Origin of the sequence: Rhizobium sp. GN54, from assembly GCF_021026345.1 — a bacterium.
Classification (GTDB): Bacteria; Pseudomonadota; Alphaproteobacteria; order Rhizobiales; family Rhizobiaceae; genus Mycoplana.
The window spans coordinates 549,849-568,003 of record NZ_JAJNCZ010000002.1; the positions used below are offsets into that span (position 1 = coordinate 549,849).

Genomic DNA, 18,155 nt, shown 5'->3' on the forward strand with positions numbered 1-18,155 from the left:
TTGCCGAGATGAACCAGATCAAGCCGGTTTCCGCCTATGACGTCGATGCCATCCGGCGGGACTTTCCGATCCTGTCGCGACAGGTCTACGGCAAACCGCTGGTCTATCTCGACAACGGCGCCTCGGCGCAGAAGCCGCAGGTGGTGATCGACGCGATCTCGGAGGCCTATTCGAACGAATATGCCAACGTGCATCGCGGCCTGCACTTCCTCTCCAATGCGGCGACGGAAGCCTACGAGGCGGCGCGCGAGAAAGTGCGGCGCTTCCTGAACGCGCCGTCGGTCGATGACATCGTCTTCACCAAGTCCTCGACGGAAGCGATCAATACGGTCGCTTACGGCTACGGCATGCCTGTCATCGGCGAGGGCGACGAGATCGTGCTCTCGATCATGGAGCACCATTCCAACATCGTGCCCTGGCATTTCATTCGCGAGCGGCAGGGGGCGAAGCTTGTCTGGGCGCCGGTAGACGACAGCGGCGCCTTCCATGTCGAGGACTTCGTCAAGTGCCTGACGGAGAAGACGAAGCTGATCGCGATCACGCATATGTCGAACGCGCTCGGCACGATCGTGCCGGTCAAGGAGATCTGCAGGATCGCCCGCGAGCGCGGCATTCCGGTGCTGGTCGACGGCTCGCAAGGGGCCGTGCACCTGCCGGTCGACGTGCAGGACATCGACTGCGACTGGTACGTGATGACCGGCCACAAGCTCTACGGCCCCTCCGGCATCGGCGTGCTCTACGGCAAGAAGGATCGGCTGCGCGAGATGCGGCCGTTCCAGGGCGGCGGCGAGATGATCGTGGAGGTGACCGAGGACATCGTCACCTATAACGACCCGCCGCACCGTTTCGAAGCCGGAACGCCGCCGATCGTGCAGGCGATCGGGCTCGGCTACGCGCTCGACTACATGGAGAAGGTCGGACGTGCGGCGATCTCCGCGCACGAGGCGGATCTTGCGGCTTACGCGCATGAACGGCTGTCTGCGATCAATTCGCTGAAAATCTTCGGGACTGCGCCGGGCAAAGGTTCGATCTTCTCTTTCGAGCTTCAGGGCATCCATTCCCACGACGTCTCGATGGTGATCGACCGGGCAGGGGTGGCGGTGCGCGCCGGCACCCATTGCGCCCAGCCGCTCTTGAAACGCTTCGGGGTGACCTCCACATGCCGGGCATCCTTCGGCATGTACAATACGCGTGCCGAGGTGGATATCCTGGCCGACGCGCTCGACCATGCCCGCAAGTTCTTCGCCTGAGGAGTTGGAAATGTCTGTCGATGCCACCGATGACAAGGTCGATGCCCGCGAGGGGATCGTCAATTCGGCCATACCCGCGGATGAGCTGGCCCGTCTCAGCGACGACGTAATCGCCGCGCTGAAAACCGTCTACGATCCGGAAATCCCGGCCGACATCTTCGAGCTCGGCCTGATCTACAAGATCGACATCGAGGACGACCGGATGGTGAAGATCGACATGACGCTGACGGCACCCGGCTGCCCGGTCGCTGGTGAGATGCCGGGCTGGGTGGAGAACGCGGTCGGCGCCGTCGAGGGTGTTTCCGGCGTCGAGGTCAGGATGACCTTCGATCCGCCGTGGACGCCGGACCGCATGTCGGAAGAGGCGCAGGTCGCCGTCGGCTGGTACTGACGCGATCGGCCCCGCGCTATTGATCGCGCCGACGGCTCCCATTACATTGGATTCGGAAGCCGCCGGGCCTTGAACCCGGCCGGCGAAGGAGAACGGCTCATGGCCTTTGCAATCATGACGCTCACCGATGCCGCCGCCGATCGGGTCAAGGCGATCGTGGACAATGCCGGTGGCGACGCCAGGGGCATCCGCGTCGGCATCAAGAAGGGCGGCTGCGCGGGGATGGAATATTCCGTCGATCTCGTCACCGAACCGAACGCCAAGGACGATCTCGTCGAGCATGCCGGCGCCCGCGTCTGGGTGGCCCCGGAGGCGGTGCTCTACCTGCTCGGCACGCAGATGGATTTCGAGGTGACGACGCTGCGTTCCGGCTTCACTTTCAACAACCCCAACCAGACATCCGCCTGCGGCTGCGGCGAATCCGTCGAGCTGAAGCCCGCCGACCTGGCGGCGCTGGCGGCTGCCGGCGGCGCCACGGTGCGGGTCGGCTGAGGGTTCCGGTTCCGGATCCCGGGACGTCTGCCTGAAACGGGGCGGACGTGCCGGTGGCGGAGGCGCCATGGCCGGACCTGCCGGCGCAATCCTTGCGACCAGACCGCATGCATGCCCTTGACCGCCCGGTGGCGACGCGCTTTTCTTGCGCTGTGTCGACGATATCGGAGGTGGTTTCAACGGCATGCAATCGCCTCGGGATTTTTCCGAATCGCTCTACGAACTGCTGCCCTTCCCGGTCATCGTCACGGACCGCGAGGCGACGCGCTTCTTTCTCAACGAGGCGGGCCGGCGCACGCTCGGCTGGGAGGGCAAGGGGGGCGCGCACGAGGCGCTGCCCGCGGTGCTGCGCAGTGACGACGCAGCGCAACTGCTGCAGGGCCTTGCCGTCTCCGGCCGTGGCCACAGCCATATCATGCCGTTCTGCCGGGCGGACGGGTCCGAGTTCGAGGCGTCCGCGCATGTGATCGCTCTCGACGGCGCCGATCGGGCGGGCGGCTATGCGCTCCTGTTGCGAAGCCTCGCCACCGGCGGCAGCCATGGCGAACAGGTCATGCTCGGCAGCCGGATCTATTCCGCGCTGGACAAGATCCCCGAGGGCGTCGTGATCTTCGATCGCAACGAAAGGGTGGTCGTCTTTAACCGTGCGTTTCGCGAGAGCTGCGGTGCCGCAAAACATGCCGTGCGCGTCGGCGTCACGCTGGAGAGCATCCTGAGGGCCAATGTCAGGGAGGGGATCTACAAGGGCGTCGTGGAAGGCACCCCGGAGGCCGAGGCCACGGTACAGGCGCGCCTGGCCCAACACCGCGAGCAGAGCGGGCTGCCGACGATCTTTGCGACCGGCGACGGGCGCTGGATCCGCGCGGAGTGCCATGCGACCGACAGCGGCGAGGTCATCGGGCTGCGGATCGACGTCACCGACCTGAAGACCATCGAGCAGGAGCTCGACGCAAGGCAGCGCCAGTATGCGGAATTGCTGCGGCTCCTGCCGGACCAGATCGTGCGTGCCGACAAGGACCTGATCATCCGCTTCTGCAACGAGCCATATGCCAGCTTTCGCGGCATGACGCCGGAGGCGCTGATCGGGCGGGGCCTGAAGGAGATCGAGGAGGACGAGAACCACGCCGCCGGCCTCAGGGCGCTCATGCGGATCACCCCGGAGGTTCCGATCCTGACGGGCGAGTTCAGAATGCACAATGCGCAGGGCGAGGAACGCTCGATCCTGTGGATCGCGACGGCGACCTTCGAGGGGACGCAGCCGGTGGAGTTCGTCGCGGTCGGTCGCGACGTGACTGAAACCTGGCGACAGCACGAGCGGCTGGAGGAACAGGCGCTCGAGCTGCAGAGGAAGAACGAGGCGCTGAACCAGTTCACCGCGACGGTGTCGCACGATCTGAAGGCGCCGATCAGGCACATCGCCTCATTCGCCGAGATGATCGCCGAGGATGTGGAGCGGGGCGAACTGGACGAGCTCGCGCTGCATGCCGACTATGTGCGGCAGGCGGCCCGGCGCATGCAGCGGCTGGTCGAGCGCCTGCTGGAATATGCGCAGATCGCCTACAGCATCCGGCAGGTGGAACCGGTCTCCCTCGATGCCGTCGTCGGTGACGCGATGGTGGTGCTGGCGGACCACGTTCGCGAGACGAAGGCCGAGATCGACGTCATGCCGCTGCCCTCCGTCCATGGCGACCCGGAACTCCTGCGGCGGCTGATGCAGAACCTGATCGGCAATGCCATCAAGTATCGCCACCCCGACCGGGCACCGCGGGTGCGGATCTATGGCGAGACGACCGCAGACGGCGTACGGCTCGTCGTCGAGGACGAGGGTATCGGCATCGATCCGAAACATGCCGAAGCCGTGTTCGGGCTGTTCCAGCGGCTACACCAGGACGAAAAGCACTATGGCGGCACCGGCATCGGGCTGGCGCTGGCCAAGCGGATCGTCGAAAGCCATTCCGGCAGCATTCTTCTCGACACGAGCTACCGCGGCGGCGCCCGCTTCGTGGTGACGCTGCCGCAGGCTTGATCTCCATCGTTTCGCCGGTCGCAAAGCTGAAACCGCCTCGCTCCCAATAGGTTGACAGAAGGGCTCACAGCTCCATTGCCGGCCGTCGCGATCACACAGTCGGACAGACTTGTGCCAGCGCCCATTCGGCCATCAGTTCCGACACATCCTGCCGGATAGAAAATGTATCTGGACAATTTAGCGAACTCTATTTTAAGGTGTAGTGACATAAAGTATAAATCATAGATTTTATTGCCGGAGGCACTGCATGACGCGCCACATCTCGTGCATGCTATTGATTTCGTGCGCGGTTTCGTTGTCGACATGCGCCAATGTCACCGCAATTCCAGTTACCGAAAGGAACGCCGGTACGGTCCAGGGCATCCGGCTGCCGGAGCGAAAGCCGCTGATCGTCGTCATGGGCTCGAATGTCTCCGTCATGTGGGTCTGCAATAACGACCGCTCCGTGGCGCTACAGTTCGGTGCGTTCCTGGCCAGGCATCATTTCAAGACCAATTTCGACAGTTGCGGGGCGCTGACCTCGGTCGACAGCGAGATGGACAATACTGAGATACCGCTTGCTCTCATCTCGTTCTTCCAGAAGTTGGCCGAGGACCGATTGCCGGCGGGAGCAGGAGCATCCGGCGAGGTCGTCAGCAGTACCGCCTCGGGCAGGGTTCCGTTCCAGGTCTTCGATGTCCGCTTTTCTCCCGACGACAACGTAAGCCTGGTACCGCTGGTGCACTCCAGTGACCTCCTGCTGATCCCGGTTGCGGGGAGCAGTGCGAACAGCAGCGGCGGGGCTGGCGCAAAATTCAGCACTGTACCCGGAAACAAGGCCGGCGGGGGCAGCAGCGCTCCGCCGACGACAGACTAGCGGGGGCAGCCGGATGGCCAAGGGTCGCATATCCGCGCGCTGGCTGAACAGGACGGCCGCTGCGGTTTCGGAAGTCGCCGCCGACATATGTCAGCTTCCGAACGTATCGCACGTCACGCTCGGACGAAAATGCAAGGGGGGCGCGCCGACCAGCCAGCGCGCGCTCGTCACCTATGTGTACCGGAAGCACGCCGTCGGCCGGGCCTACGAGGTTCCGCCATCGGTCAAGGTGCAATCGCGTGACCTCGCGACGGACGTGGTGGAGCTTCCGAGCACCCCGCGCCTCCTCGGCGTGCGGGGAGGCGACCTGATCTACACGTCGAGTGAGTTCGGCACTGGCTGCATCGCGTTCCGGAAAGACGGAAAGGGCTTCGTTGCAACTAATGCCCACGTGGTCGGCGACATCCGGACCCGTCGGCTGGATACCTCCCTCGCGGTCCAGGAGCCCGCGACGGAAAAGAACTTTCCCCTGGGGGCGGTACGGTACATCAGCCAGTTTCCGGATGGTGCCATCACCAACGAGGATCTCGCAGTCGTGGAAGTGCCTAGTCTCGTTGTCGACGAATGGTGCATCTATGGCGAAGAGAGCCCCATCTCCGCCTTTGGCGGCTTCGCCGCCCATCTCGACGAGACATACTGGTACTCCACCCGGGGTTCGCGGGTCACCTGCGTGAGGCCCGAGCCGCTGCCGGCCCGCCAGTCGGTGCCGATGCTGGTCGACGGGCACTGGTACCGCTACACCGGGTTCTGGGGGCTTCGAGCCATTCGGGGCGCGGTGACGCCTGGTCATTCCGGCGCCATTGTGTGCCGGGGCGAGGGCGCCAGCATCGTCGCGTGCGGTATCCTGTTCGGCGGGGCGCCGCCCGACTACGCCTATGTCTTTCCGCTGCAGCCCAGGCTGAACACGGTCATCGAGGCGCTTTGACGCACAAGGGCCGGATATCCGGTGGTCTCTCGTGGTGGGTGATGCCTGACGTGTCATGGTGTCCGACGAACGAGAGGGCGGCAGGCGGCCAGTCGAAATGTCGCCGTGCCGGCGTCTCAAGGTGAGGCGCCGGCAGCGGTTGCATGGTGCTACTCTGCCGCTTCGGCATAGTCCTCCAGCGGGGGGCAGGAGCAGACGAGGTTGCGGTCGCCGTAGACGTTGTCGACGCGGTTGACGGGCGACCAGTACTTGTCGACCCGGAAGGCGCCGGGCGGGTAGCAGGCCTGCTCGCGCGAATAGGGGCGGTCCCATTCGCCGACGAGGTCTTCCACCGTGTGCGGGGCGTTCTTCAGCGGGTTGTTGACCTTGTCCATCCGGCCTTCCTCGATGGCGCGGGCCTCCTCGCGGATCGCCAGCATCGCGTCGCAGAAGCGGTCGAGCTCGGCCTTCGTCTCCGATTCGGTCGGCTCGATCATCAGCGTGCCGGCGACCGGCCAGCTCATGGTGGGCGCGTGGAAGCCGCAGTCGATCAGCCGCTTGGCGACGTCGTCCACCGTCACGCCGGCGCTGTCGACGAGCGGGCGGGTGTCGACGATGCACTCGTGCGCCACGCGGCCCTTGGCGGACTTGTAGAGCACGTCATAGGCGCCATTCAGCCGGGCTGCGATGTAGTTGGCATTCAGGATCGCCACCTTCGTCGCCTGGGTCAGGCCTTCGCCGCCCATCATCAGGCAGTAACTCCAGGAGATCGGCAGGATCGACGCCGAGCCGAAGGGGGCCGCCGAGACGGCGCCGGCCTCGGCCGTGCGGGGATCCTTCGGCAGGAAGGGGGTCAGATGCGCCTTGACGCCGATCGGCCCCATGCCCGGACCGCCGCCGCCATGCGGAATGCAGAAGGTCTTGTGGAGGTTGAGGTGGCTGACGTCGGAGCCGATGTCGCCGGGGCGGGCGAGGCCGACCATGGCGTTCATGTTGGCGCCGTCGAGATAGACCTGGCCGCCGTGGCCGTGGACGATCTCGCAGATCTCGCGCACGTTCTCCTCGAAGACCCCGTGGGTTGAGGGATAGGTGATCATGCAGCACGAGAGGTTTTCGGCGTACTGTTTTGCTTTCGCCCGGAAATCGTCCATGTCGATGTCGCCGTCGTCGCTGACCTTGACGACCACGACCTTCATGCCCGCCATCTGCGCGGACGCCGGGTTGGTGCCGTGGGCGGAGGTCGGGATCAGGCAGACGTCGCGATGCGCATCGCCATTGGCGATGTGGTAGTCGCGGATCGTCAAGAGGCCGGCATATTCGCCCTGCGCCCCCGAATTCGGCTGCATCGAGATCGCGTCGTAGCCGGTGACTGCACAGAGCTTGGCGGAGAGATCGTCGATCAGTTCCTTGTAGCCTTCCGCCTGGTCGGCCGGCACGAAGGGGTGGATCTCGGCGAATTCCGGCCAGGTGATCGGCAGCATTTCCGCCGTCGCGTTCAGCTTCATCGTGCAGGAGCCGAGCGGGATCATCGAGCGGTCGAGCGCCAGGTCGCGATCGGCGAGCCTGCGGATGTAGCGCGTCATCTCGCTTTCGGCGCGGTTCATGTGGAAGATCGGATGCGTCAGGTAGGCGCTGGTGCGCAGCATCTTCTCGGGAAGGCGGTAGTCGGCCTCGAAATCGGCGACCTTGAAGTCGCCGCCGAAGGCCCGCCAGATGGCCTCGAGCGTGGCCGGGCGCGAGCGCTCGTCGAGGCTGATGCCGATCCGGTCCTCGCCGATCCTGCGCAGGTTGATCTCCTCTGCCACCGCTGCCTTGAGGATGATGCCCTGTAATTTGCCGACATGGACGGTGATCGTATCGAAGAACACATCGGGTTCGACCGTATAGCCGAGCTTCTCGAGCCCCTTGGCCGTAAGGACGGCCTTGCGGTGAACCTGCTGGGCGATCGCCTTGATGCCCTGCGGACCGTGGAAGACGGCGTACATCGACGCCATGACGGCGAGCAGGACCTGCGCGGTGCAGATGTTCGACGTCGCCTTCTCGCGGCGGATATGCTGCTCGCGGGTCTGCAGCGACAGGCGGTAGGCACGGTTGCCGCGGGCATCGACGGAGACGCCGACGAGGCGGCCCGGCATGTTGCGCTTGTAGGCGTCCTTGACCGCCATGTAGGCGGCATGCGGGCCGCCGTAGCCGACGGGCACGCCGAAGCGCTGGGTGGTGCCGACGGCGATGTCGGCATCCATGTCGCCGGGCGACTTCAAGAGCGCCAGCGCCAGCGGGTCGGCGGCAACGACGGCGATCGCGCCGGCCGCATGCAGGTCGGCAATGACGCCGGTGAAGTCGTGCACGTGGCCGTAGGTGCCGGGATACTGGAGGATCGCGCCGAAGACCTCGGCGGCGACCAGATCCTTCATGGGATCGCCGACCGTGATCGTCCAGCCGAGCGGCTCGGAGCGGGTCTTGAGCAGCGCTATCGTCTGCGGGTGGCAGTTCTCGTCGACGAAGAAGGTGGTCGCCTTCGACTTCGAAACGCGTTCGGCCATGGCCATGGCTTCGGCCGCGGCGGTCGCCTCGTCGAGCAGCGAGGCGTTGGCGATGTCGAGGCCGGTCAGGTCGCAGACCATGGTCTGGTAGTTGAGCAGCGCCTCGAGCCGGCCCTGGCTGATCTCGGGCTGGTAGGGCGTATAGGCCGTGTACCAGGCCGGATTCTCCAGGATGTTGCGCTGGATCACCGGCGGGGTGATGGTGCCATAGTAGCCCTGACCGATCAGGGAGACGAGCTTGCGGTTCTTGTTGGCGGTCTCGCGCAGCTTGTCGAGCGCCTCGCGCTCGGACATCGGCGCACCCCATTCAAGCGGCGTCTTCTGGCGGATCGACTGCGGCACGGTGTCGTCGATCAGCGCATCGAGGCTGTCATAGCCGACCACCTTCAGCATCGCCTCCATCTCGGCCGGCGAGGGGCCGATGTGGCGGCGGTTGGCGAAGTCGTAGGGCTGGTAGTCGGTGAAAGTGAAGTCCTTGGGCAGATTCATCAGCCGACGAGCTCCTTGTAGGCGGCCTCGTCCAGCAGCGCCTCGGCGTCTGCCTTGTTGTTCAGCTTCAGCTTGAAGAACCAGCCGGCGCCCTGCGGGTCGCTGTTGACGAGGGAGGGATCGTCGACGATCGCCTGGTTGACCTCGACGATCTCGCCGTCGAGCGGGCAGTAGACGTCGGAGGCGGCCTTGACGCTCTCGACGGTGGCGGCGTCGCCGCCCTTGGAATGGGTGCTGCCCACTTCGGGCAGTTCGACGAAGACGAGGTCGCCGAGCTGCTCGGCGGCGTGCGTGGTGATGCCGACGGTGGCGACGTCGCCGTCGATCTTGAGCCATTCGTGTTCTGCGGTGAATTTCAGCATGTCGGTTCCTCTCTGGAAAATTCAGAAACTGTGTTGCTGCCCCTCATCCCCCTGCCGGGACCCTCTCCCCGCAGGGGAGAAGGGGGCTGGGCGCTCCCCGTCGGTTCCCTCTCCCTGCTTGCGGGGAGAGGGTCAGGGTGAGGGGCGATCGCCACGCGCATCGGTCAGCGCTTGAAGCTGTTGGCGACGAAGGGAAGGGCGGCGACGGTGACGGGCAGGTATTTGCCGCGGACTTCGGCGAACAGCGGTGTCCCCGGGGCTGCGAGCGCGACCGGGACGTAGCCCATGGCAATGGGGGCCTCGATACTGGGGCCGAAGCCGCCGGAGGTGACGTGGCCGACTTCGGTCTTGCCCTCGGCGTCGGCATAAAGTTTCGCCGGCGGGCGGACCGGGGCCTTGCCCTCGACCTTGAGCCCGACGCGACGGCGGGCGGCGCCGGAGGTGAGCTGCGCGAGGATGGTTTCTGCGCCCGGGAAGCCGCCGGCGCGATCGCCGCCGGTGCGGCGCACCTTCTGCATCGCCCATTCGAGGGCGGCCTCGACCGGGGTGGTCGTCGTGTCGATGTCGTTGCCATAGAGGCAGAGACCGGCCTCCAGCCGTAGCGAATCACGCGCGCCGAGCCCGATCGGCATCACGTCGGGGTGATCGAGCAGGTGGCGACAGACCCTTTCCGCCCGGTCGGCGGGAATCGAGATCTCGAAGCCGTCCTCGCCGGTATAGCCGGAGCGGGTGACGATGCAGTCGGCATCGTGCAGGTCGCAGGCGCGGACGTCCATGAAGCGCATGCCGGCGATGTCCGCCCAGAGTTCAGCCAGCACCGTTTCCGCACGCGGGCCCTGCAGGGCGATCAGCGCGCGGTCCGTGAGCATCGTCAGCTCGCAACTGTCGCCGATGTGCTTTTCGAGATGGGCGAAATCCGCATCCTTGCAGGCGGCGTTGACGACGACGAAGAAGTGGTCGCCGCGGTTGGCGATCATCAGGTCGTCGAGGATGCCGCCGTCCCCGGCGGTGAACAGCGCGTAGCGCTGGCGCCCCTCGCCGAGCCCGACGACGTCGACCGGCACGAGGCTTTCCAGCGCGCGGGCTGCGTCGGCATTGTCGCCGGAGCGGGCGCGCACGATCACCTGGCCCATGTGGGAGACGTCGAAGAGGCCGGCAGCCGCGCGGGTGTGCAGGTGCTCCTTCAGCACGCCTGCGGGAAACTGCACCGGCATCTCGTAGCCCGCAAACGGCACCATGCGGGCGCCGAGCGACACGTTGAGGTCGTGCAACGGGGTTCTCTTAAGGTCAGACACGACGTCCAAGGCGCCCTCCAGTCTTCTGGCGCTCGCGCGCCGGCCCATCACTGGCGCTTTCGCGCCGCTTTCATGAGCCCCCTCTGTCCTTGTCGCCTGAGATTGTTATCCCTTCGGCGGGCGCGTGAACGCCACTCTCCAGAGTCCTGTCGGCACCTTGCTGGTCCTTTTGCCTGAGAGTTTCCGGGGGCGGTTGCTCCTTCGGCACCGGTTCGAAACCGGTTTCTCCCAGCGAGGTCTTCGCCACATAAAGGCGTCGGCCGGAATTTGGCAAGAGCATAGCGTCGCGGCTGAACAAATATTTGTCGTCTGCCGCCATGTCGTCCGTCCCTCCGGCGCAAACGAAAAAAGCTCCCGCAGATACGGGAGCCCTCGGGGATGGGTGGCGGACGGATGTGTCTCTCGTCAGTCCTCGCGGGCAGGCATGCCCTCGGGGGCCGCGATCAGGTCGCCTTCGGCCCCGTTTTCGGCATAGGAGCGTGCGGCGGCCGCGAAGGTCGTATCGCTCTGGCGCTCCATCGTCAGCAGCACGAGCGCCAGCGCCGGCGGCTTCACGACGGTCAGGATTCCCCGGAGCTGAAAATTGTCGCCGATCCGGGCGGCATCCGCCCATGCCTCGATCTTCTGTTCGAAGAGCGTGGTCGGGCGGGTGGTCGCCTTGTATGCCTGCGCGGCATAGGCGGCGGTAGCGGGGGATACGGTTACGATCTGCGCCATGTCGTCTTCTGCAATTTCTGGTTCCCAATAGTCTCTTGTTAACACAATCGGCTTGCGCAAAATGTAACGCGGGCGGTTCGTTTTTAATCGAATTTTAGTGTTTTGTCGGGCGCATGCCGGTCGTGCGGCGCAAATTCCCGCAGGCCTCTTGCGTCGAAGCGGCGATCTCCGCCATAAGACCGCACATGACGGCCGGGTCCGGCCGGCTGGACAATCGCCGCCTTTTGCGGCGCGCGGAGTGAGCCGATGAAACCGATATTCGTGCAACTGCAATGCGCCCCCGGCAAGACCTACGAGGTCGCCGATGCCCTCTACGCCACCGAACTGATCTCCGAACTCTATTCCACCAGCGGCGAGTACGACCTGCTGCTGAAGGTCTATGTCGAGACCGAGGAGGACATCGGCAAGTTCATCAACGACCACATCGCCTCGATCCCCGGCATCGTCCGTTCGCTGACCACGCTGACTTTCCGGGCATTCTGACCCGCACGCCCGCAACTTCCCCTTTGCCGGGACATGCGTTAAAGCACGGCCCAAAGAAAGAAGGCGAAGATGGCAGGTATCGAACACAGGCAGGTGGACCAGGATGAGGCGGGCATGCGGCTCGACCGCTGGTTCAAGGTCCACTATCCGGGGCTGGGCTTCGGCCAGTTGCAGAAGCTCCTGCGCTCGGGCCAGGTGCGCGTCGACGGCGGCCGGGCGAAGACCGACATGCGCGTGCAGCCGGGCCAGACCGTGCGCATTCCGCCGATGGGCGTGGACGCCAAGGAAACGAAGGCGGGGCCGATCGGCGGCCGCGACCTGAAGCATTCTCCCGACGGCGAACTCCTGTCGCGCATGCTCCTGCATGAGGACGACAAGGTGTTCGTGCTGAACAAGCCGGCCGGCATCGCCGTGCAGGGCGGATCGGGCGTGACCCGGCACATCGACAAGATGCTGGAAGCCTGGACGAGCCAGAAGGGCGAGAAGCCGCGCCTCGTCCACCGTCTCGACCGCGACACGTCAGGCGTGCTCGTCATCGCCCGGACCCGGGGGGCGGCACAGAAGCTGACGGCGGCCTTCCGCGAGCGCGACACGAAGAAGACCTACTGGGCGATCGTCAAGGGCGTGCCGCGCAAGCACGAGGACAAGATCTCGACCTGGCTGGTGAAGGAGCAGACACCGGATGGCGACCGCATGCGGATCGCCAAGCACGGCGAGGACGGCGCCGATCACGCCGTCTCCTACTACCGCGTCGTCGAGCAGGCCGGGCAGAACTTCGCCTGGCTGGAGATGGAACCCTATACCGGGCGGACCCATCAGCTCCGCGTTCATGCCGCCCATCTCGGCCATCCGATCATCGGTGATCCCAAGTATTTCGAGGCGGACGTCAACTGGACCTTTCCCGGCGGGGTGCAGAACCGCCTGCACCTGCATGCCCGGCACATCGACATCCCGCATCCCTCCGGCGGACGCCTGCGGGTGACCGCGCCGCTGCCGCAGCACATGGTGCAGACCTGGAACGTGCTCGGCTTCGACCAGACCGCCGCGGACGGGGACGCGTGATGCGGCTCGTCCTCTTTGATTGCGACGGTACGCTGGTCGACAGCGCGCACCTGATCCACGAGGTGATGGCGCGCACCTTCGAGGACTTCGGGCATGCCCGCCTCCAGCTTGCCGCCACCAAGAGCATCATCGGGCTGACCCTCGACATCGCCATTGCCCGGCTGCGGGGCAAGGCGCATGTTGACGAGGAGGCGCAGGCGATGACGGCACACTACAAGAAGATCTTCATGGGCGTGCGGGCGGAGCCGGGCTACCGGGAGCCGCTGTTTCCCGGGATCGAGCCGATGATGCGCCGGCTCGAGCGCGAGGACGACATGCTGATCGGCGCGGTGACCGGCAAGTCGCGACGCGGGCTCGACGCGATCCGGGTGACGCACGGGCTGGAGAAGACCTTCCTCGTTTCGCGCACCGCCGACGACTGCCCCTCCAAGCCGCATCCGGCCATGGTCAGCGAATGCTGCGCCGAGACCGGCATCGATGCGTCGCGGACGGTTGTCATCGGCGATGCGATCTACGATATGCAGATGGCCAAGGCGGCCGGCGCGCAAGCCGTCGGTGTCGCCTGGGGCTATGCCAGCGTGCCCGAACTCGTCGAGGCGGGGGCGGACCACATTCTTAGGGAGCCGGCCGAACTGCTGCAGTGGCTGGAACTTGCCGATGCGTGACATTCTTTCCGACCTTTCCGACGCCATGAGCGATCCCGATCCGGTGCGCCGGGCGCAGATCCAGATGAAGCGGCCGCTGCCGAAGCGGTTCTACAAGGACGTCTCGATCGGCGAGGGCGAGGGCGGCTTGACCGTCCTGCTCGACGGCCGTCCGGTCCGCACCCCGGCCAAGCGGCCGCTCGCCGTCGCCTCAGCGAGCCTTGCCGAACGGCTGCGGGCCGAATGGGACGCGCAGGGCGAGGAGATCGATCCGGCGAAGATGCCGGTGACGCGCCTCGTCAACACCGCGCTCGACGGCGTCGCCGACAATGCGGACGCGGTCAGGGACGAGATCGTCCGCTTCGCCGGCACCGACATGATCTGCTACCGGGCCGACAGTCCGGAGCGGCTGGTGGCGATCCAGCAGGCGGCGTGGGACCCGGTGCTCGAATGGGCGGCGGATGTGCTCGGCGCACGCTTCATTCTGGCCGAAGGCGTCATCCACCAGGAGCAGCCGGCACAGGCGATGGAAGCCTTTGCCGCCGCGCTGGAGAAATTCGGCTCTCCGCTCGAACTCGCCTGCATCCATACCGTCACCACGCTGACCGGCTCGGCCATCCTGGCGCTCGCCTTCGCGCACGGCCGGCTGGACGCCGAGACCGTGTGGACGCTCGCCCATGTCGACGAGGACTGGCAGATCGAGCACTGGGGCACGGACGAGGAGGCGTTTCGCCGCCGCGAACTGCGTCGGCAGGAGTTCGAGGTCGCAGCCGCGGCATTCGGCGACGTGACCGGGCGCTGAGGCGCCCCCGGCGTCTCGCATTTACCATGGATTGCATCACGGGGTTGCCCCGGCGCGCTGGTTCGTGTCATGGCCATGGCATGGGCCGGGCCGATTCGGTTTCCCGGCAACTGTTGAAATACGGATGCAATTTCATGCTGATGACCTTCCTCCGTGTGCCGCTCGTCGCGCTTGCGATGGCGGCGATGTGCCTTGCCGCCCAGGCGGAGACGCTCAAGGATATCCGCAAGGTTTCGGTCGCCGGCGACGGTTCGGTTTCCAGGGACGTGGTGGCGTTGACGGGCCAGCAATTGAAGCGTTCGGTCCGCTCCACCCGGCGGCCGGTGGCGCTGCCGAAGGTCGCCATGGAAGTGCATCTCGCCAATGAGATCCGCGGCGCGGGCGCACAGGCCGGCCGCAACTCGGCGGAGGTGACCGTGCTTCTCCGCGGTGGATCGGGTGCACCGGTCGCAAGCGAGCGCTTCATCGTCAACAGCTTCATGACGGGCAAGGCCGCCGACAGGGCGCTTGCCAACGCGATCTCGCAGCGCATCGCCGTGACCTACAGCCTGGCGCCGGTCCGGGCCGCGTCCACCGGATCGCGAGGCAATACGAAAGCCTACCGGAAGCACCAGCCGGCAGCCCGCCGGCAAGCGGCCCCGCAGGCGGCCGCAAAGTCGACCGGCCCGGCCGCCGAGCCGATCATCATCCCGAGCGAGGCGGCGCTGACCGTCAAGCCGCGCGTACGCAAGCCGAAGGCGGAAACGAGCGCCGCAAAGACGCCGGCGCCCTGCGTGGTCACGGTGACCACGAACTGCAACTGACGGATCGCGTGATCCGGGCAGCGGCGCCTGTGGCTCGCCAGTTTCGTCATCTTCGGTGTGTCGAGGACCGGACCTTCGGCATCCAGCCAATGCGAACTTGATTGTGAGGCGGGCGAGGCGCGATAATCCTTGCTGCGGCCGGACGAGAGGCCGCATCATGCAGGGAGACGACGATGTCCCTATCTGAGCGCTTGTCCCTTTATCAACCCCAGGCGCTCGCCGCGCTCAGGATCATGACCGCCCTGCAGTTCATCGAGCACGGCACGCAGAAATTCTTCAATTTTCCGCCGGCGGCCGAACCGTTCGGCGATCTGATGAACCTGATCGGCGTTGCGGGGCTTCTGGAAATCGTCGGTGGGGGGCTCGTCCTTGTCGGCCTGTTCACGCGGCCTGCCGCCTTCGTGCTCTGCGGCTTCATGGCGGTCGCCTATTTCATGGCGCACATGCCGGTTGACTTCTGGCCGGTCAACAACCGCGGCGACGCGGCGATCTCGTTCTGCTTCATCTTCCTCTATCTCGTCTTCGCCGGGCCGGGCGCGTTCGCGCTCGACAACCGGCGAAGCTGAGACCGGATCAGGTGGCGAACTTCAGGCCCATGATGCCGGTGACGATCAGGGCGATGCAGCCGAGGCGGAGGGCGGTGACCGGTTCGGCGAAGAGCACGATGCCGAGGATGACGGTGCCTACCGTGCCGATGCCGGTCCAGATGGCATAGCCGGTTCCGATCGGCAGGTGGCGGACGGCAAGGCCGAGAAGGACGATGCTGATCACCATCGCGCCCACCGTCAGCGCGGTGGGTAGCGGCCGGGTGAAGCCGTCCGTATATTTGAGGCCAATGGCCCAACCGATTTCGAAGAGGCCGGCAAGTACGAGCAATATCCAGGACATGTCCTGCTCCGTTTGAAAGGAGCGGGGCCGTCCCCGCGTTCGTCACCGCCGTCGTCCGGCGGCAGCAGCCGTCTGCCTTGGCCAGATATCGCAACGGTCGCCCGAAAATCAAGAGGCCCCCGCGCAATTCAGCCATGCGCGGAGGCCTCGGAGCTGGATGCTGCGCGCGTCAGCCGAGCCGCGCGGCGTGCCATTTCAGGTGATCGTCCATGAAGGTCGAGATGAAGTAGTAGGAGTGGTCGTAGCGCTCGTGCATGCGCAGCGTCAGGCCGATGTCGGTGCCCTGGATCGCCTCATCGAACAGCCAGGGACGCAGGCCGTTCTCCAGGAAGCCGTCGGCCTTGCCCTGGTCGATCAGGAATTCGGGGAACCGGGCGCCGTCCTCGACGAGGGCGCAGGCGTCGTACTGCCGCCAGTTGGCCTGGTCGGGGCCGAGATACTTCTCGAAGGAGCCGGAAGACCAGTCGGCAGTCGAGGGCTGGACGATCGGCGCGAAGGCGGAGCAGCTCCTGAAGCGGTCGGGATGCTTCAGCGCGATCGTCATCGCGCCATGGCCGCCCATCGAATGGCCGAAGATGCCCTGGCGGTCCATGTCGACGCGGAAATGCTGGGCGACGAAAGCCGGCAGTTCCTCGGTGATGTAGGTGTACATCTGGTAGTGTTCGGCCCAGGGCTTCTCGGTGGCGTCGAGATAGAAGCCCGCACCCTTGCCCATCTGCCAGTTCGTCAGTTCGTCCGGCACGTCGTTGCCGCGCGGGCTGGTATCGGGGCAGACGACGATGAGCCCGAGCTCGGCGGCCATGCGGCGATACTCGCCCTTTTCCATGACGTTGGCATGGGTACAGGTCAGGCCGGACAGGTACCACAGCACCGGGCAGGGGTCGGTGATCGCCTTCGGCGGAACGAAGACGGCAAAGGTCATCTCGCAATTGCAGGCGAGCGAATCATGGGCGTACACGCCCTGCATGCCGCCGAAGGCCTGGTTCTGGGATAGGACTTTCATGGGGAGCTCCAATGGTTTGACGTCACGAGGCGAGCGCGACGGCCGCATTCACGGCGGCTGCGACGAGCACGGTGTTGAAGAAGAAGGAAACGATCGCATGCAGGAGGTTGAGCTTGCGCATCTGCGTGGTGGTGACGGCCACGTCTGAGGTCTGCGCGGTCATTCCGATGACGAAGGCGAAATAGAGGAAATCGAAGATGCCGGGCATGCCGGTCTGCGGGAAATCCAGCCCGCGTTCCCCCGGTTGCAGCGACTTGCCGCCCTGCGGGCGCCAGTAGACATGGGCGTAGTGGACCGCGGCCATCGTGTGGATCGTGAACCAGCCGAGCACCACCGATGCGAAGGAGAGGATCAGGTCCAGCGGCTCGACGACGTCGCCCTCGTTGAGGACGATGAAGAGGGAGGCGAGCGAGATCGCGAAAGCGCCGACGGTCACGAGCAGGATGATCGGCGCCGGCGTATCGGTGTCGACGGCGTATTTCTTGAGGTAGCCGCCGGTAAGATAGGGCAGGCGCCGTCCGATCATCAGAAGGTAGAGCATGAAGAAGGAGATGCCGCCCAGCTGTGCTGCGACCCGCATCCGCAGCCACAGGGCTATCGGCAGGATCAGGAGGGCTGCGATGGCGGCAATGTAGAACGGGCGATGGCGGCTGTGCGGCGCCTTTGCCGGCGTGATCATGGCGCTGTGCCCGACGATTTCGCGCGGCGGCACAGGCGGTCGAGCGTCTCGAGAAAGGCCGAGCGGTCGCGCGGCGAAAAGGCGGCGTTGTAGCCCTTGCTTTCGCCGGTCTCGCGCAGATGCTGGCCGAGGTCGCGCATGGCGGTGGCCATGCCGATGTTTGTCCGGTCGAAGACCCGCCCGGTCGGCCCGGTGACGAAGGCATCCCTGGCGACGCAGCGCCCGGCGAGCGGTACGTCGGCGGTGACGACGATGTCTGCGGGCTCGACGTGCTCGACGATCCAGTCGTCGGCGGCGTCGAAGCTACCCGAGACGATAACGTTCTTCACCGTCGGGTCGCGCGAGGGCCTGAGACCGGAATTGGCCACGAAGGTCACTTCGATGCCGTGGCGTTCGGCGACCTTGAGGATTTCCGGCTTGACCGGGCAGGCATCGGCATCGACGTAGATCATTGCGTACGTGCTTC

At 65.6% G+C, this 18,155-nt stretch carries 20 protein-coding genes and 1 riboswitch; of the genes, 12 read left to right on the forward strand and 8 right to left on the reverse strand.

Translation table 11 applies throughout. The annotated features are described in order from the left end of the window. The first annotated feature begins 8 nt into the window (after positions 1-8). From LQK81_RS08590 to LQK81_RS08615, 6 genes are all read left to right on the forward strand, one after another. Entirely contained in the window at positions 9-1,250 is a 1,242-nt protein-coding gene (locus tag LQK81_RS08590) for a cysteine desulfurase (protein ID WP_230805359.1), read from the forward strand. A gap of 10 nt (positions 1,251-1,260) precedes the next feature. Next, on the forward strand, positions 1,261-1,641 hold the full coding sequence (locus LQK81_RS08595; RefSeq protein WP_230805361.1) for an SUF system Fe-S cluster assembly protein: 381 nt from the start codon (positions 1,261-1,263) through the stop codon (positions 1,639-1,641). A gap of 99 nt (positions 1,642-1,740) precedes the next feature. Beyond that, entirely contained in the window at positions 1,741-2,133 is a 393-nt protein-coding gene (sufA, locus tag LQK81_RS08600) for a Fe-S cluster assembly scaffold SufA (RefSeq protein WP_230805363.1), read from the forward strand. A gap of 184 nt (positions 2,134-2,317) precedes the next feature. After that, positions 2,318-4,159, forward strand: a complete 1,842-nt coding sequence (locus LQK81_RS08605; protein WP_230805364.1) for an ATP-binding protein — start codon at positions 2,318-2,320, stop codon at positions 4,157-4,159. Between the two features lie 247 nt (positions 4,160-4,406). Further along, positions 4,407-5,015: a hypothetical protein gene (locus LQK81_RS08610; RefSeq protein ID WP_230805365.1), complete on the forward strand. Its 609-nt coding sequence runs from the start codon at positions 4,407-4,409 to the stop codon at positions 5,013-5,015. A 13-nt stretch (positions 5,016-5,028) separates the two neighbouring features. Next, positions 5,029-5,940, forward strand: a complete 912-nt coding sequence (locus LQK81_RS08615) for a hypothetical protein (RefSeq protein ID WP_230805366.1) — start codon at positions 5,029-5,031, stop codon at positions 5,938-5,940. Positions 5,941-6,089: 149 nt separating this feature from the next. Here the strand turns inward: LQK81_RS08615 and gcvP are convergent, their stop codons facing one another. The 4 genes from gcvP to LQK81_RS08635 all read right to left on the reverse strand — a co-directional run bounded on the left by gcvP (position 6,090) and on the right by LQK81_RS08635 (position 11,325). Further along, entirely contained in the window at positions 6,090-8,951 is a 2,862-nt protein-coding gene (gene gcvP / locus LQK81_RS08620) for an aminomethyl-transferring glycine dehydrogenase (RefSeq protein WP_230805367.1), read from the reverse strand. After that, entirely contained in the window at positions 8,951-9,313 is a 363-nt protein-coding gene (gene gcvH, locus LQK81_RS08625; RefSeq protein WP_230805368.1) for a glycine cleavage system protein GcvH, read from the reverse strand. Before gcvH ends, gcvP begins: the two co-directional genes overlap by 1 nt. Before the next feature lie 164 nt (positions 9,314-9,477). Then, complete coding sequence (gcvT, locus tag LQK81_RS08630; RefSeq protein WP_442967091.1) at positions 9,478-10,656, reverse strand: glycine cleavage system aminomethyltransferase GcvT; 1,179 nt, start codon at positions 10,654-10,656, stop codon at positions 9,478-9,480. 103 nt (positions 10,657-10,759) lie between these two features. After that, a riboswitch (glycine riboswitch) is annotated at positions 10,760-10,849 on the reverse strand. A 164-nt stretch (positions 10,850-11,013) separates the two neighbouring features. After that, the gene (locus tag LQK81_RS08635; RefSeq protein ID WP_230805370.1) at positions 11,014-11,325 is read right to left on the reverse strand and encodes a hypothetical protein; all 312 of its coding nucleotides are present in this window, start codon (positions 11,323-11,325) and stop codon (positions 11,014-11,016) included. A gap of 246 nt (positions 11,326-11,571) precedes the next feature. On the opposite strand from LQK81_RS08635, the gene LQK81_RS08640 reads away from it, so the two are divergent. From LQK81_RS08640 to LQK81_RS08665, 6 genes are all read left to right on the forward strand, one after another. Continuing rightward, a complete protein-coding gene (locus LQK81_RS08640) occupies positions 11,572-11,808 on the forward strand; it encodes an Lrp/AsnC ligand binding domain-containing protein (RefSeq protein ID WP_230805372.1) in 237 nt (78 codons plus the stop codon). Positions 11,809-11,877: 69 nt separating this feature from the next. Further along, positions 11,878-12,870 (forward strand): RluA family pseudouridine synthase, encoded by a 993-nt coding sequence (locus tag LQK81_RS08645; RefSeq protein ID WP_230805373.1) that lies wholly within the window; start codon positions 11,878-11,880, stop codon positions 12,868-12,870. After that, the gene (locus LQK81_RS08650) at positions 12,870-13,535 is read left to right on the forward strand and encodes an HAD-IA family hydrolase (RefSeq protein WP_230805375.1); all 666 of its coding nucleotides are present in this window, start codon (positions 12,870-12,872) and stop codon (positions 13,533-13,535) included. The genes LQK81_RS08645 and LQK81_RS08650 overlap by 1 nt, the downstream gene beginning before the upstream one ends. Then, entirely contained in the window at positions 13,528-14,316 is a 789-nt protein-coding gene (locus LQK81_RS08655) for an ATP12 family chaperone protein (protein WP_230805377.1), read from the forward strand. The genes LQK81_RS08650 and LQK81_RS08655 overlap by 8 nt, the downstream gene beginning before the upstream one ends. 134 nt (positions 14,317-14,450) lie before the next feature. Beyond that, positions 14,451-15,119 (forward strand): hypothetical protein, encoded by a 669-nt coding sequence (locus tag LQK81_RS08660; protein WP_230805378.1) that lies wholly within the window; start codon positions 14,451-14,453, stop codon positions 15,117-15,119. A 173-nt stretch (positions 15,120-15,292) separates the two neighbouring features. Next, a complete protein-coding gene (locus LQK81_RS08665) occupies positions 15,293-15,685 on the forward strand; it encodes a DoxX family protein (protein WP_230805379.1) in 393 nt (130 codons plus the stop codon). A gap of 7 nt (positions 15,686-15,692) precedes the next feature. Here LQK81_RS08665 and sugE read toward each other — a convergent pair whose 3' ends face one another. The 4 genes from sugE to LQK81_RS08685 all read right to left on the reverse strand — a co-directional run bounded on the left by sugE (position 15,693) and on the right by LQK81_RS08685 (position 18,141). Continuing rightward, positions 15,693-16,007 (reverse strand): quaternary ammonium compound efflux SMR transporter SugE, encoded by a 315-nt coding sequence (gene sugE / locus LQK81_RS08670; RefSeq protein WP_230805380.1) that lies wholly within the window; start codon positions 16,005-16,007, stop codon positions 15,693-15,695. A gap of 169 nt (positions 16,008-16,176) precedes the next feature. After that, positions 16,177-17,010: an S-formylglutathione hydrolase gene (fghA, locus tag LQK81_RS08675; protein ID WP_230805381.1), complete on the reverse strand. Its 834-nt coding sequence runs from the start codon at positions 17,008-17,010 to the stop codon at positions 16,177-16,179. A gap of 22 nt (positions 17,011-17,032) precedes the next feature. Further along, the gene (locus LQK81_RS08680) at positions 17,033-17,689 is read right to left on the reverse strand and encodes a DUF1345 domain-containing protein (RefSeq protein WP_230805382.1); all 657 of its coding nucleotides are present in this window, start codon (positions 17,687-17,689) and stop codon (positions 17,033-17,035) included. Beyond that, positions 17,686-18,141, reverse strand: a complete 456-nt coding sequence (locus LQK81_RS08685) for a YaiI/YqxD family protein (protein WP_230805383.1) — start codon at positions 18,139-18,141, stop codon at positions 17,686-17,688. Before LQK81_RS08685 ends, LQK81_RS08680 begins: the two co-directional genes overlap by 4 nt. Between the last annotated feature and the right edge of the window lie 14 nt (positions 18,142-18,155).